General features: G+C 65.4%; 20 protein-coding genes and 1 tRNA gene. 11 read left to right on the top strand and 10 right to left on the bottom strand.

Annotation, left to right across the window (positions count from 1 at the left end):
- The 5 genes from E3374_RS17215 to E3374_RS12850 form a co-directional block, all read left to right on the top strand.
- Positions 1-943: hypothetical protein (locus E3374_RS17215; RefSeq protein WP_169051845.1), on the top strand; the 943-nt coding region annotated here is incomplete at its 5' end.
- Between the two features lie 4 nt (positions 944-947).
- Positions 948-1,457, top strand: coding sequence for a hypothetical protein (locus tag E3374_RS12835; RefSeq protein ID WP_136689363.1), 510 nt, complete (start codon positions 948-950; stop codon positions 1,455-1,457).
- Positions 1,454-1,675, top strand: a complete 222-nt coding sequence (locus E3374_RS12840) for a hypothetical protein (RefSeq protein ID WP_136689364.1) — start codon at positions 1,454-1,456, stop codon at positions 1,673-1,675. Before E3374_RS12835 ends, E3374_RS12840 begins: the two co-directional genes overlap by 4 nt.
- Position 1,676: 1 nt before the next feature.
- Complete coding sequence (locus E3374_RS12845; RefSeq protein ID WP_136689365.1) at positions 1,677-2,015, top strand: hypothetical protein; 339 nt, start codon at positions 1,677-1,679, stop codon at positions 2,013-2,015.
- Positions 2,012-2,347 carry a hypothetical protein gene (locus E3374_RS12850; protein WP_136689366.1) on the top strand — a complete coding sequence of 112 codons (336 nt, stop codon included), beginning with the start codon at positions 2,012-2,014 and terminating at the stop codon, positions 2,345-2,347. The genes E3374_RS12845 and E3374_RS12850 overlap by 4 nt, the downstream gene beginning before the upstream one ends.
- A gap of 40 nt (positions 2,348-2,387) precedes the next feature.
- On the opposite strand, the gene E3374_RS12855 is transcribed toward E3374_RS12850, so the two are convergent.
- From E3374_RS12855 to E3374_RS12870, 4 genes are all read right to left on the bottom strand, one after another.
- On the bottom strand, positions 2,388-2,879 hold the full coding sequence (locus tag E3374_RS12855) for a hypothetical protein (RefSeq protein ID WP_136689367.1): 492 nt from the start codon (positions 2,877-2,879) through the stop codon (positions 2,388-2,390).
- Positions 2,876-3,208, bottom strand: a complete 333-nt coding sequence (locus tag E3374_RS12860; protein ID WP_136689368.1) for a hypothetical protein — start codon at positions 3,206-3,208, stop codon at positions 2,876-2,878. The genes E3374_RS12855 and E3374_RS12860 overlap by 4 nt, the downstream gene beginning before the upstream one ends.
- A gap of 151 nt (positions 3,209-3,359) precedes the next feature.
- Positions 3,360-3,929 (bottom strand): RNA polymerase sigma factor sigma-70 region 4 domain-containing protein, encoded by a 570-nt coding sequence (locus E3374_RS12865; RefSeq protein ID WP_211194971.1) that lies wholly within the window; start codon positions 3,927-3,929, stop codon positions 3,360-3,362.
- Positions 3,930-4,106: 177 nt separating this feature from the next.
- Positions 4,107-4,179, bottom strand: a tRNA-Pro gene (locus tag E3374_RS12870).
- 121 nt (positions 4,180-4,300) lie between these two features.
- Here E3374_RS12870 and E3374_RS12875 point away from each other — a divergent pair.
- Complete coding sequence (locus E3374_RS12875) at positions 4,301-4,579, top strand: amphi-Trp domain-containing protein (RefSeq protein ID WP_136689369.1); 279 nt, start codon at positions 4,301-4,303, stop codon at positions 4,577-4,579.
- A gap of 18 nt (positions 4,580-4,597) precedes the next feature.
- Here the strand turns inward: E3374_RS12875 and trmY are convergent, their stop codons facing one another.
- The 6 genes from trmY to E3374_RS12905 form a co-directional block, all read right to left on the bottom strand.
- Positions 4,598-5,194: a tRNA (pseudouridine(54)-N(1))-methyltransferase TrmY gene (trmY, locus tag E3374_RS12880; RefSeq protein ID WP_136689370.1), complete on the bottom strand. Its 597-nt coding sequence runs from the start codon at positions 5,192-5,194 to the stop codon at positions 4,598-4,600.
- 77 nt (positions 5,195-5,271) lie between these two features.
- A complete protein-coding gene (locus E3374_RS12885; protein WP_136689371.1) occupies positions 5,272-5,694 on the bottom strand; it encodes an SHOCT domain-containing protein in 423 nt (140 codons plus the stop codon).
- Complete coding sequence (locus tag E3374_RS12890; protein ID WP_136689372.1) at positions 5,688-6,125, bottom strand: hypothetical protein; 438 nt, start codon at positions 6,123-6,125, stop codon at positions 5,688-5,690. Before E3374_RS12890 ends, E3374_RS12885 begins: the two co-directional genes overlap by 7 nt.
- A gap of 165 nt (positions 6,126-6,290) precedes the next feature.
- Positions 6,291-6,923 (bottom strand): helix-turn-helix transcriptional regulator, encoded by a 633-nt coding sequence (locus E3374_RS12895; protein WP_136689373.1) that lies wholly within the window; start codon positions 6,921-6,923, stop codon positions 6,291-6,293.
- Positions 6,924-7,031: 108 nt separating this feature from the next.
- Positions 7,032-8,339 (bottom strand): chorismate synthase, encoded by a 1,308-nt coding sequence (aroC, locus tag E3374_RS12900; RefSeq protein ID WP_136689374.1) that lies wholly within the window; start codon positions 8,337-8,339, stop codon positions 7,032-7,034.
- A 108-nt stretch (positions 8,340-8,447) separates the two neighbouring features.
- A complete protein-coding gene (locus tag E3374_RS12905; RefSeq protein ID WP_136689375.1) occupies positions 8,448-9,371 on the bottom strand; it encodes a TIGR03560 family F420-dependent LLM class oxidoreductase in 924 nt (307 codons plus the stop codon).
- 86 nt (positions 9,372-9,457) lie between these two features.
- Here E3374_RS12905 and nreA point away from each other — a divergent pair, with 86 nt between their 5' ends.
- The 5 genes from nreA (at position 9,458) to E3374_RS12930 (ending at position 14,990) form a co-directional block, all read left to right on the top strand.
- A complete protein-coding gene (gene nreA / locus E3374_RS12910) occupies positions 9,458-10,738 on the top strand; it encodes a DNA repair protein NreA (protein ID WP_136689376.1) in 1,281 nt (426 codons plus the stop codon).
- Between the two features lie 529 nt (positions 10,739-11,267).
- Positions 11,268-11,864, top strand: a complete 597-nt coding sequence (locus E3374_RS12915) for an AAA family ATPase (protein ID WP_136689377.1) — start codon at positions 11,268-11,270, stop codon at positions 11,862-11,864.
- Between the two features lie 26 nt (positions 11,865-11,890).
- Positions 11,891-12,316, top strand: a complete 426-nt coding sequence (locus E3374_RS12920) for an RNA-binding domain-containing protein (protein ID WP_136689378.1) — start codon at positions 11,891-11,893, stop codon at positions 12,314-12,316.
- Between the two features lie 4 nt (positions 12,317-12,320).
- A complete protein-coding gene (locus E3374_RS12925; protein ID WP_136689379.1) occupies positions 12,321-12,935 on the top strand; it encodes an HAD family hydrolase in 615 nt (204 codons plus the stop codon).
- A gap of 69 nt (positions 12,936-13,004) precedes the next feature.
- Positions 13,005-14,990: an alpha/beta hydrolase family protein gene (locus E3374_RS12930; protein WP_136689380.1), complete on the top strand. Its 1,986-nt coding sequence runs from the start codon at positions 13,005-13,007 to the stop codon at positions 14,988-14,990.
- Positions 14,991-15,038 lie beyond the last annotated feature (48 nt).

Raw genomic sequence — 15,038 nt, forward strand, 5'->3', positions numbered from 1 at the left:
GGATTACACCGTCGAGCCGAGCGGATCCGATGATTCCGGCGATGACGATTTCTATATCTCTCCGACCGCTGATGGCTCGGACGATGATGATTCGGACTCCTCGGGATCCGACAGCGAGCCGATCAGCATGGACACCCCGACGACCAGTTGCCCGGACGGTATGAGCTACAGCGAGCGATACGGGTGTTACGACCCCGACCTCGTGGAGAGCGGCACTCCGGGCACGGGCTCGACGGATGACTCCTCTGAGGACTCAAGCACCGACTCCGCGAACGCCGGAGGGACTGGCTCGTTCGGCGATCGCGGCGACAGCGAGAGCGACACGTCGAGCGACACCGGGAGCGACAGTACCGACTCGACAACCAGCGATAGCGACACCGACAGCAATTCAGACACAACCATGGACACGCCTGACGGAGACACAATCGAGATCATCACGTACAACGACGGGGAGGCCGTCGATACGATCGACACCGGCGTCGAGCAGCCCGATGACGCCGGAGAGGAGTACGACAACCGCTACAACGCGGACCCGGACCTCGCCGAGTCGGGCGTCCCTGGAGGGGGCGACCTCGCCGTCGAGTTCATCTCGGCGATGGCCGGAGAGCCCGGCGAGGGTGACGATGGCGACGCCGTCGAGCAGAACGATGACGGGGACTGGCAGATCGATCCGAGCGAGACCACGCAGAACGTAGAGGACGAACTCGCAGAGGTTCGGGATTTCTTCAGCGACAGCGACGGCGAGAGCGACCAGAACGACGGTCAGGAACAGTCTGACGGCCCGCTCCCCGGTGGGATGACGATGCCGGAGATTCAGCTTCCGGCGCCCATGCAGTCGGGAAGCGGCGACCAGGGGGGCGTAACCCTCAGCACGGGCGCCATGATCGCCGGGGCGCTCGGGGTCGGCGCCGCGGCGTGGGCCTACTCGCGGCAGGAGGGGTGAGCCCATGCTCGTCGCACCGAGCTTGTGGCCGGTCGATGTCGGATCCGGCGACGAGAGCGACGGCGGCGACTCGTCGGACGGGAGCGACAGCGACGGCTCGGACCCGATCCCTGGCCCGGTCGACAACTGGATCGGCGCGGGCGTCGATACCGGGATCACCGTCATCCAAGACGGCGCCCGAGCCGGCGCCGACATCACCGGCGGGACGATCGACTTTGTCGGCGGCGGGACGGCCGACCTCGTCGGGGACGTCGCCGGTGGCGCGGCCGATACGGCCGCTACGGTGACGTGGGACGTGGGGGAGTTCATCGGCGAAGGCGCGACTGGCGCCAGCGATACGGCCGAGGACGTTGCCAGCGACGCCGGGGGTGCGGTCGGCGGGTTCTGGTCCGGGGCGCTCAACGCTCAGACCGTCATGCTCGCCGGGATCGTCCTGATCGCCGTGTACGTCCTGGCGAACAGCGAGGCCGGCGAGGCGGCCGGGACAGCGGCGACGGCGGGGGTGCCGGCATGATCGAGGTGATCGAGCCTTACGCGGTGACGGCGTCGGCGGCGATCACGGCGACGGCTGCAGTCGGGGCGTTCAACTCGCTCAGAGACTTCACCGATCGGCTTGACGAGACCGAACGGCGCTCGATCGCAAACCAGCGTCGGCAGATCGGCGAGCCCGACGAGCCCGAGACGCTCGACGAACCGATTCTCGACCGGGTCCGAGACTTGGAGGGGTCGTAACATGCCCACAGAGCGAGAGTTCGTGAAGGGGCTGGTCCGCCGGCTCCGGTCGACGTTCGGTGAGCGATCAAGCATCGAGACCGAGGTGACGACCGAGCCCTCCGGCGCCCGGTGCGACATCCTCCTCGACTCGCCGTCAGGCGCTCGCTACGCGATCGAGGCGACCGACGCCTTCGAGTGGCAAGAGACGGCACAGGCCCGGTTCTACGGCGACCTCCTCGACGCCCGGCCGGTGGTCGCGGTCCCGCCGGGCGGGGTGTCGCTCGATCGAGTGCTACCGCTCGCTACGGCCGGCAACGTAGCGATCCTGCCGATCGAGACGGACGGGAGGGAAGCATGATCGGGGAGTTCGTCACGTCGATCCTGAACCGGCTCACGGCGCCGACAGAGGCCGCCACTGAGAGCAACGGGTTCCTCTCGACCCGTCCGGAGTGGCACGCGACGGTGATCGGGACGGCGGTCGGCGTCGTGGTCGCGATGACCGGCTCCTGGGAGCTGGCCGGGCTGTTCGTCTTCGCGGCGCTCGGCGCCAAGCTCGGGAGCAAGCACCTCGGCGATCTCCGACGCGAGCCCTGGTATGGACTCGGCGCGTTCCTCGCCGCCGTCACGGTGACACGGTACGGGCCGATCGTCCTCGATCTCGTCACCGACATCGTCGCGAGACTGCTGTGAAAAGAAGAGACGTCTTAGTAGGCTGTCGTCGCTCGCGAACTCACTTCTCTTCCCGATACTTCCACTGCTGAGGGTCAGCACATGCCGGTTTGACGCGCCAGTGTCGCCAGCGATCGGCTCCCTCGCCAGTCAGCCCGACCGGCATCGGTCCACGGGCGATGAACCCCTTCTTTCGGAGCGGTTCCAGTGCGTCAGTGAGGTTGTCAGCTGTCACCTGCTGGGTTTTTTGGGCGATCGCGCTGGCGTGCCGGCGCTGGTAGATCATCAGGTCCTCGTCGGCGAACTTCAGACACGCCTCGTAAAGTTCGCGTTCGTGCGAGTCGGTCGGGTAGTACTCGTCAGTTCCGACGTCCACGACGACGTCGCCGTACTCCTCGACGAACTCCGCCATGGCGTCCTCGAAGACGTCGGTCATCGTGGTGTCGGCGTTCTCGCAGGCTTCTTTGAAATCTGTCTTCAGCGTCTCGGGAACGCGGGCCGAAACCTGCGTCTTCCCGGCGTTGCTGTACCCCTGAGCGCCCATGCGGCTCATTCGCACACCCCTCCCGGTGCTGTATACACAGATCCAGGGGTGATTTGACCCGCTGTGTAGATGCCGTAATACGCAGACGTGACGGGCGTAGACAGTTTAGCTACACACCCTCCCCTAGAGCGCTCTGAGGTGGCTTCGCCGGCGGGCGCGCTCGCGCGTTGGGGCTGGCGCTGCTGGCCGTCCTCGTCGAGCAGGGGGTTCGGGTCGGGATCGGGGTGCCCTTCGGCGAGCGCGTGGTTCCGGGCGGCCTCGTCGGCCTTCGCGATCGTGACGATCGCCTGGGGGAGCGTGCCGGCGATCGCGTCGACGCGGGCAAGCAGGCTACGCATCGCTCTCCTCCTGTGGCTCCACGTAGTAGCGAGCAACTCGACAGTCGGAGTTTCGGCAACGCCATGTATGATAGTCACCCTCGCTATCGGCAACGGGTATATCTGGATACCCTCGTTGGCGACAGTTCGGGCAGTGTTCAGCTCCGCTCATCTACCGAGTCACCCCACGACCGTCGACGACCTTCTCGCGGGCTCGCCGAAGCAGGTTCCCGACCGTCCCCGGCGACCGATCCGTGTGGCGGGCGTACTCCCGCACACCGACGTCGCCGAGTTGGCAGGTGAGATAGGCGTCGAGTTCCGCGCTCGTCAGCCCGTCGCCGACGTCGGTCTCGCCGTCGCCGTCGATCCGAAGCCAGGACGGCGGGTGATCGTACGCGTGACCCGTCTCCAGGTGCGTGACGGTGATCTCGCCGAGGGTCCACTGCCACCAGAGACTCGCGACGTGAGCACACCAGCCGTCGTGATACTCGTAGCCGGTACAGTCGCACTCAGCGACGAGTGTGTCCCCTTTCAGCGTCCACGTCACCCTGTGGTGGCCCTCACCGTCGCTGAGGGCGACCATGCGCTCGGCCCGGTTGATCGGGCCACCCTGGTCGCGCTCTTGCTGGGCGCGCCTCCAGGCGGTCGAGAGCGTCCACTTCGAGGGGAACGTCAGCGTCGGCGGGCCGCCCAGCTGCTTGAGCGCCCGTGGTGGGTCGCCGGCGTCGGTCTCGATGCTCATGGCCGGCACACCCCTTCTTCGAGTGCAGGGCACCGCTGGTGCGGATCGGTAATGTACTCCCCACAGAAATCGCAGATGGGCGGATACTGACGTTCAGACGGCTCAACAGCCACGTTGACCACCTCCGAAACCGGCCGCTAAGTGTCTAGGAACCCTGGAAAAACGGTATATACGTAGTGGGCCGGCGCGAATTCGAATCGCGGTTACGGCCACCCGAAGGCCGAAGGATACCAAGCTACCCCACCGGCCCGCATCAAATAGATAACCGAGGTTCGCCTTTAACTCTTGCGAGACTCGTCCAGTCGGGTGAATTCACCGGCCCGGATTGTTATCGCTACAACACTTATCCCCGTGGCGCACCTATATGGTATATGCCCGAAGAAGTGCTCTTCGAGACGGAACGCTCGCTTACTCGCGCCGAGATCGCGTCGTACCTTCGAACCGTTGCCGACAACCTCGAATCCGGTGACCATATCTCGCTGTCTGCCGGTGACCAGTCGGTCACGATGGAGCCTCCCGAACGCCCGACATTCGAGGTGAAGGCCGAACGTGAAGGACCGACCGACGCCCCCGGCGAACTCAGCGTCGAGTTCGAACTCGAGTGGGACGAGAACGCGGGCGACGACGGTGGCGACCTCCGGATCGAGTGACAGCCCCCGTCGGACCGATCAGTATCGTTCGAACCCGTCCGTATCGAGGTAGTTCTGTACGACAGTGATCGCGTGGTCGGCGTGTAGTGCCCGTGGACCGAGACGCACCCGTCGAGCACCCAGTTCGTCGAGAAGGATCGCTTCTTCCGCGGTGAAATCTCGGTGATCCGATAGCACGAACACCGGATCGGCCGGTGGGTCGCTCTCGGCGATCGGCTCCCCGTCCTCGTGAAGTTGGACGAGCGTGCCTTCCTCGGCCGCGTCCCGGAGTGTCGGTTCGACACCCTGCCGAGTCAGATAGATTCCAGGTGAGGTCTCGACCGACTGACGGCCGATGGCCTCGTCGCTCCGTTCGAGTGCACTTCTGATCCGGGCGGCCGTACTGCGTTCGTCCGGATGGAGGCCCCGCACTTTCTCGCCTTCCATCCGCAGGGTGAACGTGTCCCCGAGCACCAGGCGGAGACGCACGTCCTCGCGGATTCCATGAGAGAGAAACAGCGCGGCGTTGACACACCGACAGAGTACGTCGAGACGCCCGGCGACGCCCGGTAGATCGTCCAGCGGGAAGTCTGGCGTCGTCGGAGCTTCGTGACCGATCACGACGAACTGGCGCATGCCTGTGCGTCATCGCCGACCGACTTACACACGTCGACTCGGATCGATCCTTCGACCGTCACCCCCGGCCGCGTCGCTTATCGCGACCGTTCGAGTTCTGCGCGGCGCCGCTCGAATTCCTCGTCTTCGAGTTCCCCGCGAGCGTACCGTTCCCGGAGTGTCTCGAGTGCTCGATCCGTCGAGGGCGAGTCGTGTTCGGGCGAATTACGCACGTGGGCGACGAGAAGGACGATTCCGAGTCCGAGCAGCACCCAGAATACGAGTCCGAGTCCAGGAAACCCGAACGCGCCGTAGCGTCCGCCGCCCATCATCCCGCCGCTCCCGTGCTGGGCGCTCGCACCTCCAGTGGCTACGAGGAGTGCGACCGCGAACAGCCCCGGTCGGGCGAGCAGCGAGACCGTTTTTCGGACTCGATCGGGGCTGTCGTCGCTCCACCGGACGTGGTCGGATCCGAGCCGGCTTGTCCAGCCGTCTTTGGTGGGATCAGACGCTCTCAGCATCCGTGCCCCCCACCGTACATTCCGCCGTGATCACGTTCACCGTCGTCGTTTCTGTGTTCGTCGTCACTCTCTTCGACGTTGTCGTGGGACGTTTCGTGTTGATTGTGGCCGTTCCGAGCGTGACCCGCGTCGTTGTGGTGCCCACGGTCGATATCGTGGTCTGGGTGATGACCGTCGGCCATGCCGGAGGGCGTCGCCATACTGGTAGCGCGCCCGTCCGTCCATTCGGTCGCGTTCACTCTCCCGTGTGCCGTCGTGTGTTCGGCCATCCAGGCGATCTGCTCGTCGATGTCCTGATACGCACCATGGGGGACTGTTCCATTGTCCAGTACCGGCCCGTTGCCGTGGGCGCTGACCGCGGGCAGTACAATTAGGAACGCGAGTACTGCGAGCCCCACAACCAGCCAGATTCGGCCGTTCGTCTCGGTCATTGAGTTTCGCCTCAGGGGGGATAGGGGAGTACAGTAGTTGTTCTCCTGGGTGTGAACGCGGACTGGAGACCGTTCGAGACCGTGTTTAAACGGATCTAATCGTTTTTCTTCGCGGAGACCGTTCGTCGCGAACGGATTCGGCTACTTCAGGCTGATCCGGGCGTGCTAGGCCGCTCCGTTCCGTTCGAGATCCTCGCTCGGATAGATCCGGTAGGTCCGTCCTTGGCGTTCCCGGTAGAGCAAGCCCCGTTCTTCGAGGTCGCTCACCGTCTGACTCACTTTGCTCTTCGAGAACTCGGCTCTGTCCCTGAGTTCGATCTGCGTGATCCCCGGGGAGTCGAGGACGGGTTCGAGGATCCGCCGCTCGTCCTCGGGAAGCAGGTCCAGGACGCGCTCGGTCGGGTTCGCCTCCGGGTTGACTGATCGTCCGTCGGCAGTGTCGGATTCGGGATCGACCGGATCTGCCCGCGCTGGGTCCCGGTTCGTCGACTCACCGTCGTTCTGAGTCGTCGGAGCTGCGTCGATCGATCCCGGTCGATCCGGTCCGCCATCGCTCGTGAGTTCCGGCCGGAGGAGGATGTAGACCCCGCCGACGACCGTAGCGATAAGCAGCGTGCCGAAGACGAACCACAGCGGGTCCGGCCCATGCATCGTCTCCATCGAGGTGTCCATCATCGATCCCATCGACTCCTCAAAGGCACGACGTTGCCGGTACGCTTGCCAGGCCAGTGCACCGCCACTCAGGATGATCGCGCCGAGGAGCAGTCCCGCCGCGGCGTCGGCTCGCCGCCGTCTCATATGCTCACCTTCGATCGATCGGCTCGTCCGCTCATATCAGCCCTTCGGTCGCCAGGAATGAACCGATTGTGATGTGTCTGTTTTCACTCTATCGCTGGCTTCGTCGCGTCACTCGTCGTCGATCGTCTCGGCCTGCGTGGCGGCGTCGTCAGGGTCGTTGACGGGACTCGACGGATGGTAGTCGGTGTCGTATTCGCCGGGTCGGTCGTCCAATCGGTCCGGGTTGATCCGCCCGCTCAGGAGCATGAAGTCCAGCACGGTACAGTACAACAGTGCCTCGACGACGGGGACGGCGCGGGGCGGCAGCACGGGGTCGTGGCGACCGACGACCTGGATCTCCTTGCGCTCGCCCGTCTCCCAGTCGACTGTCTCCTGTTTCTTGGGGATCGAAACGGGCGGATGCCAGGTGATCTCGCCGTAGATCGGGTCACCGGTCGTGATCCCGCCCTGGATGCCGCCGTGGTCGTTGCCGACCGGCGTCGGATCACCTCTGTCTCGCGGGTCGGTTTCCTCCCCGTTGTCTCGCGGCTTTGCCGCTCGACTGTCCGCGGAACTCCGTTCCGCGCTACTCGACTGTTCCGAGTCGCTCCGCGACTCGCTCTCATCAAACTCCCAGTCTTCGTTGTACTCAGTGCCGGCCATCGTTCGGGCGTCACGGCCGACCCCATACTCGAAGTCGTTGACCGCCGGAATGGAGTAGATGAGCTGGCCCAGTCGCGAGGGAACGGAATCGAACCGCGGCGCGCCGAGTCCTCGCGGGACGCCTCGACACTCGAAGTACACTGAGCCGCCGATGGAGTCGCCCTCCTGCTGGTACTGCTCGGCGAGGTCGCGCATCTCCGCGGCCGTTTCGGGGTCGGCACAACGAACGTCGTTCTCTTCGGTGTGTTCGAGCATCTCCTCGAAGGAGACCTCCGGGGCTCGGACGTCGCCGATCTGGTTGACGTGGGCCTTGATCTGGACGTCGTACTCGCTCTGTGCCAAGACTTGCTTGGCGATGGCACCCGCGGCGACCCAGTTGACCGTTTCCCGGGCCGAGGAGCGACCGCCGCCGCCCCAGTTGCGCGTGCCGAACTTCGCCGAGTAAGTGAAGTCGCCGTGGGAGGGTCGCGGGGCCGTGACGAAGGGCTCGTACTTACCCGAGCGGGAGTCCTTGTTCTGGATAACCATTCCGATCGGCGTCCCCGTCGTGTAGCCGTCCTGCAGGCCGGACTTGATCGAGACGGCGTCGGGTTCGTCCCGCGAGGTGGTGATCATCGACTGGCCGGGCTTGCGCCGGTCGAGGTCGTGCTGGATGTCCTCCTCGTCCAATTCGACGCCGGCCGGGACCCCCGAGACCGTACAGCCCATCGCCTCGCCGTGACTCTCCCCGTAGGTGGTCACCTGAAACAGGCGGCCGAAGCTGTTGCCGTTCATTGCCCCGGTGTGGGGGGCGGGCACATTTAGATGTTGAGATGGGGCGGTCGGGAGTCGCGGAACGGTCCCGTCCACTCCAGTGTAGAGTTCGAACGGGAATCCACCGCTTCAGCGGTGGGTCGCTGACAGCGTCGCGTCGGCGAGGGCTGTGAGTCGATCGAAATCCTCCATGGCGAGCCACTGGAGCATCACTCGATCGGCGCCGGCATCTTCGATCGCGTCGAGCTGTTCACGGACCTCCCCGGGCGTCCCGACGACGTGTCCTTCTGCGCGGAGTTCGTCCGGATCTCGACCGTCCAGCACCGCCTTCAGTTCGTCCTCGTCACGTCCGAAGACGACGGGAACCATCAACGACCGCCGGACGTCGTCCGGATCGCGTCCCTCCTCCCGGAGCAGGTCGTCCAGTCGGTCGTTCAGCCGGCTGTATTCCTCGGGACGGAGCATGACGCCGTTCCACTCGTCGGCGTATTCGGCGACCAGCGCCAGCGTCCGGTTGGGGCCGTTCCCGCCGACGAGCAGTCGCGTCCCGCCGGGGCGTTCGGGCCGCGGGAGCAACGTCGCGCCGTCGAGCTCGAAGTACTCTCCGTCGAAGGAGACGGGCTCGTCCGCCCGCAATAGCGACGCGACGACGTGAACGCCTTCCTCGAAGCGGTCGAAGCGCTGTTCGACGGGAAGGAGGTCGAACCCGAAGGTGTCGTGTTCGTACTCCTGCCAGCCCGCGCCCACGCCCAAGACGAGTCGACCGTCCGCGAGGTTGTCGACATCCTTGCCCATCCGGGCGGTGAAGACCGGATGGCGAAAGGAGACGGGCGTCACGAGCGGGCCGAACTCGATGTCGTCGGTGTTGTCGGCCAGCCACGTCAGGGAGGTCCAGAGTTCCAGGGAATCGTCGGTCGTCCCGTCGGCGTCCGTGAAGTGATCAGAGCGAAACAGGCCGTCGAAGCCCAGATCCTCGACCGTTCGAGCGATGCGTTGCCAGCGGTCCCAGGTGAGACCCTGCTGGCCCTCGATCATGATTGCGATATCCGGCATGTGTCCGGCTTCGGGCGACTCCCTCTTGGGTGTATGCACCGACGATCCCCGTAGATTCATACTCCCCGTCGGCCTAGGGCCGGTAGATGCGCCTCGACGAGTACATCGAGGGCTTCGAACGCGACGAAGCGGCCGAAAAGCGCCGCCTCGCAGAGGAGAAGTCCTACGCGATCACCGACCACCTCGAAGATGTCGAGCGCCAGCTGGAGGATACCCTCTCCGGAGACGCCCTCTTTGGCTCGACCGCTCCCGAGATCTTTGTCGGGCGGTCGGGTTACCCAAACGTCTCCTCGGGCGTCCTCTCGCCAGTCACCGACGATCACGATCCGACGGAGTTCGCCACCAGCGGCGAGTGGTACGCCAACGGCCTGGGGATCGAGGACGTCCTCCAGCGCCGGACGGGCCTCCTGAACTCCCAACGCTCGACGAAGGTCGACGTCAACGACGTGTGGGACGGATTCGTCGGCACCCAGCGCGAGGTCGCCATCGCCGATCGACCCGTCGACGTGGAGGTGGGGCTGGACGGGACACCCGATTTCGACCTCAGCGTCGACGACATCTCCACGCCGACGGGACCACGGGCCCGCGCAGAGTCGGCCGATCTCGCGGAGAACCCCCACGTCCCCCGCGCTGTCGAGAAGACCCTCGAAGACGACGACTGGCGGGCGGAAGGGGCGATGACCTACCTCTACCGGAAGGGTTTCGACGTCTACGACGTGAACACGATCCTCTCGGCCGGCGCGCTGGGCCAGGGGGCCAACCGCCGGCTCGTCCCGACGCGGTGGTCGATCACCGCCGTCGACGACACTGTCGGTCAGTACCTCAGAGGGCAGATCCGCAACGCGCCCACCATGGACGAGACGCAGGTCTGGTACAACGAGTACATGGGCAACCGCTACTGGATCGTCCTCACGCCGGGTGACTGGGAGTTCGAACTCGTCGAGATGAAAGCGCCCGAGAGCGTCTGGAATCCGGTGGGCGAGAGCCACTACCTCGCCAGTGCCCACGAGGGCTACGAGGGTCGGTCGAGTTACGTCGAGGAGACCGCCGGAGCCTACTACGCCTCGCGGCTGGGCGTCCTCGAACACCTCACCGACCTGGGGCGGCAGGCGAAGTGCCTCGTCCTCCGGGAAGTCACCGACGACTACTGGGCGCCGGTCGGCGTCTGGCAGGTCCGGGAAGGCGTCCGGAACGCGTTCGAGGACCCCGATGGGGTGCCCGAGGAACTGGCCGGCCGGTACGGCGTCGCCGAGACCTTCCGGGACGCCGTGACGAACGTCGCCGAGCAACTCCCGGTCTCACTGGGCGCGCTCCGCCGGAAGTCCGAGATGGTCGCCGGCCTGCAGGCGACGCTCTCTGATTTCTGAGACCGGCCTTCGGGAACGTCACCGAACGCAAACCGCCTCGCGGGCCGACTGGCCCAAGACGACGACCACGCCCGAGACGATCGTCTCTACGTCACCCGGGTTCCGCAGAATCGAAACCGCCAGCGCCCCTCAGAATACACTGAGGCCGTGGGCGTCCTGTGCGTGCTCGATGAGGTCCTCCGTCGTCTCGAAGGACTCACCACAACTGCACGTGTGATACCCCGGCTCGGGTTGCTGGCTTGTCGCCATGTTCGTACGATAGTGCTAGTCCCTAATAATCGTTTATTATGGTTTGGTAACAATGCACAAACACCCTGGTATCGTCCATAAAACCTCTTAAGCGCGATTAATTGGATTCATACGTAAAGTAATATCGAATTATTCCGGAGAAAAATTTACGATATGGGATACACGTTCGACGTCGTCGGCTGTGCGCCCGGGCTAAGCCCACGTTTGCCACAGTACGGGGACGAGCGTCCGGGAATCGGGAGTCACAGTCCTTATTGTCGCATCGGCCGACGATCCCACAATGACTGTCTACGGGATCGTGGGTCTACCCGGCAGCGGCAAGAGCGAGGCCGCGGCGGTGGCCCGCGAGCTAGATGTGCCGGTGGTCACGATGGGTGACGTGATCCGGCAGGCGTGTCGCGATCGGGGGCTCGATCCGGCGACCCACCACGGTGAAGTGGCGAAGGTACTCCGGGAGGAGAACGGCCCCGCCGCCATCGCGGAGGCCTCACTCCCCCACATTGAGGACGGACTCGAAACGAGCGAGCACGTCGTCGTCGACGGGATCCGTTCGGACGTCGAGGTCGAGCGCTTCCAGGACGCCTTCGGCGATGATTTTCTGCTCGTGAGTATCGAGGCTCCCTTCGAGACGCGAGCGGAGCGACTCGACCTCCGCGGACGGGACGCCGCCGTCGAAGACGGCGGTGAGAGCCTCGAAGATCGTGACGAACGCGAACTCGGCTTCGGCATGGGCGAGGCGATGGAGATGGCCGACGTGACGGTCGAGAACGTCGACAGCCTCGCGGCGTTTCAGGAGCGCATCGAGACGTTGCTGACCGACGGCCCGTCGGCGCTTCTCGACGACGAGTGCGTCGAACTCGCGGAGGGGACAGCATGAGCGGGGAGAACCCTGGAGGGCAACGCATGAGCGACGTCTACAGCGTCGACGTCGAGATCACGGCCCCCGTCTACGACACCGAGGTGACCGACCGGGTCGCCGACGCGATCACGAACATCTTCCCGAACGCCGACGTCGAACAGCGGCCGGGGGAACTCCACGCCGAGACACACGACCTCGAACACTGCTCGGAACTGCTCCACCGCCGGGAGATCCTCGACACGGCACGGGGTGTGTTCTTCGATAATCTGCAGGGCGATCGGTTCAGTTTCACGCTGAAGAAGCAGGCGGCTTTCGAGGGCGTCGTGACGTTCTCGGTCGGCGAACCGGACGAACTCGGCGAGATTCACGTCAGTGTCCGCGTCGAAGAACCCGACGTGGAATCGTTCATCGATCACGTCGCACCCCCGACCGAGGACGGTCGCCCGATCGATCCCGACGGGGACTCCTGACTCCATGTCGACGGCGATCTACTTCGACCTGGACGGAACCCTGCTCACGTTCGAGGAGCCATACGAGGAGATCGTCGAAGATGTCCTGGCCGGGCACGTCCCCGATCCCGCCGCCGCGAGCGAGCGCTACCTGTCGACGTTCGGCGAGCACTTCGACGCACTCGAACCTGAGCCCTACCGGGCCGGGATGGCGGCCGTCTGTGAGCACGAGGATGTCGACGCCGACCCGGACGAACTGGTTGATGCGCTACGCAGAGCCGAGTGTGAGCGAACGACGGTGAGCGAGGACGCTCGCGCGAGTCTCGATGCACTCGACGAAGAGAACGCCCTGGGCGTGCTGACCGATGGCGTCGCCGATGTCCAGCGCGCGAAACTCGAACACCACGATTTGCTCGATTACTTCGAGACCGTGATCGTCTCCTACGACGTCGGCGCGCACAAGCCCGACGCGGCGATGTTCGAACGTGCGCGCGAAGTGATCGACGCCGACGAGTACGTCATGGTCGGCGATAGCGACGCCGACATCGAAGGCGCCCGCGTAGCCGGGTTCACCCCGGTCCGCGTCGAGCGCGGCGAGGACGTGCCGAACTTCTGGAGCACGCTGCGGGCGCTGGCCTGAGCGGACGAGGTCGCCGAAAGCCACCAGCGGAGGAACGCTTTTGCCCCACCCAGCAGTGGGCACCCTCACATGGACGGGTTCGACGAGGGGTTGAACGGCACCTACGACGTCGCCGATCAGCTCTCGCGATACCTCCTCGCAAGGGCGGAAAATCGACTCAGTGCGGCAGTGTCCGACCGGGAGACTATCGATTCCCGGGCGGCGGTCGAGGCCCACCGCGAGGCCGTCTGCGAGTGGCTCAGGGCGGCCGTCGGCGGCCTGCCCGATCCCGTGTCTGAGCCACCGGTCAAGCGGACCGGCCGCATCCAGCGCGACGGGTACGCGATCGAGTTACTCACGATCAAAAGTCACTCGAACGTTCATGTGTCGGCGAACTGCTACGTACCCGAAAGCGAGGGGCCACACCCGGGCGTGCTCTTCCTCTGTGGCCACCTCGAAGACCCGAAGACCGAGCCGGACAACCAGCGGGCGTGTATCGAACTCGTGCTGAACGGGTTCGTGGTCCTCGTCGTCGACCCCATCTGTCAGGGGGAGCGCGATCAGTACCGCGATCCGGAGACCGGCGAGGCGATCGTCGAGGGAGGCGGCGGGACGTTTGCCCATGCCTACGCCGGACAGCAGTGCTACTACGCCGGCACGAACCTCGCGCGGTACATGGTCCATGACAATCGGTGCGCACTCACTACACTCGCGGGGCGACCCGACGTCGACGAGAGCCGACTCGCCGCGGTCGGAGCGTCGGGCGGCGGCACGCAGGCGATCTACCTCGGATTGCTCGACGACCGCGTCGACGCCATCGCCCCCTGCTGTGCGATCTCGACCCACCGCGAGTGGCTGCAAACTGGTCGCCGGACCCACGCCGAGCAAGCGCTCGCGGGCGCGGTCGACGCGGGGATCGACTTCCCGGACCTCCTCGCCGGGCTGGCACCCCGACCGATCTGCGTCGGTGCGGCGACGTCGGACCGATACTTCCCGATCGAAGGTGTCCACGAGACGGTCGAGCAGGTCCGACGGCTGTACGGTCACTTCGACGCCACGGACCGGGTAGACCTCGTGACCGCCGACGCGTCACACACCTCGATATACGGACTGGGCGAGGGTGTCTTCGAGTGGCTATGCGACACCCTCGGCGACGGTGCCTTCCGGCCCCACGAGGATCTGCCGACGCTCGATGCAGCCACCCTTCAGTGTACGCCCTCGGGAAGCGTCAGGGAAGCCTCCCCCGACGAACGGACGATCACCGACCTGATCCGCGCGGACGTTGCAGCGCGATTCCCCGATGTGACCTCCTCGACTGTCTCGAACGGGGGAACGGATCCACAGCGCCTCCGCCAGAAACTCCTCGAAGCATTCGACCTCGACCGAAGGGGGTGTGACCTGCACCCGCGCATCGTCGGTCAGGCCACTGTGGACGGACTCGACATCGAACACGTCTGGTTCAAGACCGAACGCCACCCCGACATCGTGGTCGCGGGAGTTCTGGTCTCGGACCCCGACACGCCGACGGGCGCTCCGGCCATGGTCTGCTACGAACAGGGAACCGAGGAACTCTCGGAGCGTCGCGACGAGGTCGCATCGCTCGCCCGGGGGCGCGGGGCCGCGTTCGTCTTCGATCCGCGCGGCGTCGGGGCCGTCCGGAACCGCCGGATCCCAGTGCCGAACTGGGTCGAAGACGACGACGGGATCTACGAGACCGAGTTCAAACTCGCCCACGACGCGCTGTTGCTCGGCAATTCGCTGCTGGGGATGCGCGTCTTCGACGTGCTCCGGGGCGTCGACTTCCTCCGCACGGAGACCGATGCCGACGCCGTCTCCTTCGTGGGTAGCGGGATCGGCGCGTACCACGCGCTGTACGCCGCGGCCGTCGCGACGGACGTCGACGGCGTCGCCGTCGGGGATGCAATTCCCAGTTTCCGCGAGCTTGCAACGGGACGGGACGTCCCTTACCACCCGCAACTCACGGTCGTCGACGTTCTGGACGGGATCGACCTCCCCCACGTGCTCGGGGCGCTCGACGAGCGAGGGGTTCCTGTCGACGGGATCGACACTGGTTGACATCCGCCTCCGCCTGAAGGCGGAGGAATCCCGACCGCAGTTGGGATA

Source organism: Halorhabdus amylolytica (assembly GCF_004944975.1).
GTDB classification, from domain to species: Archaea; Halobacteriota; Halobacteria; order Halobacteriales; family Haloarculaceae; genus Halorhabdus; species Halorhabdus amylolytica.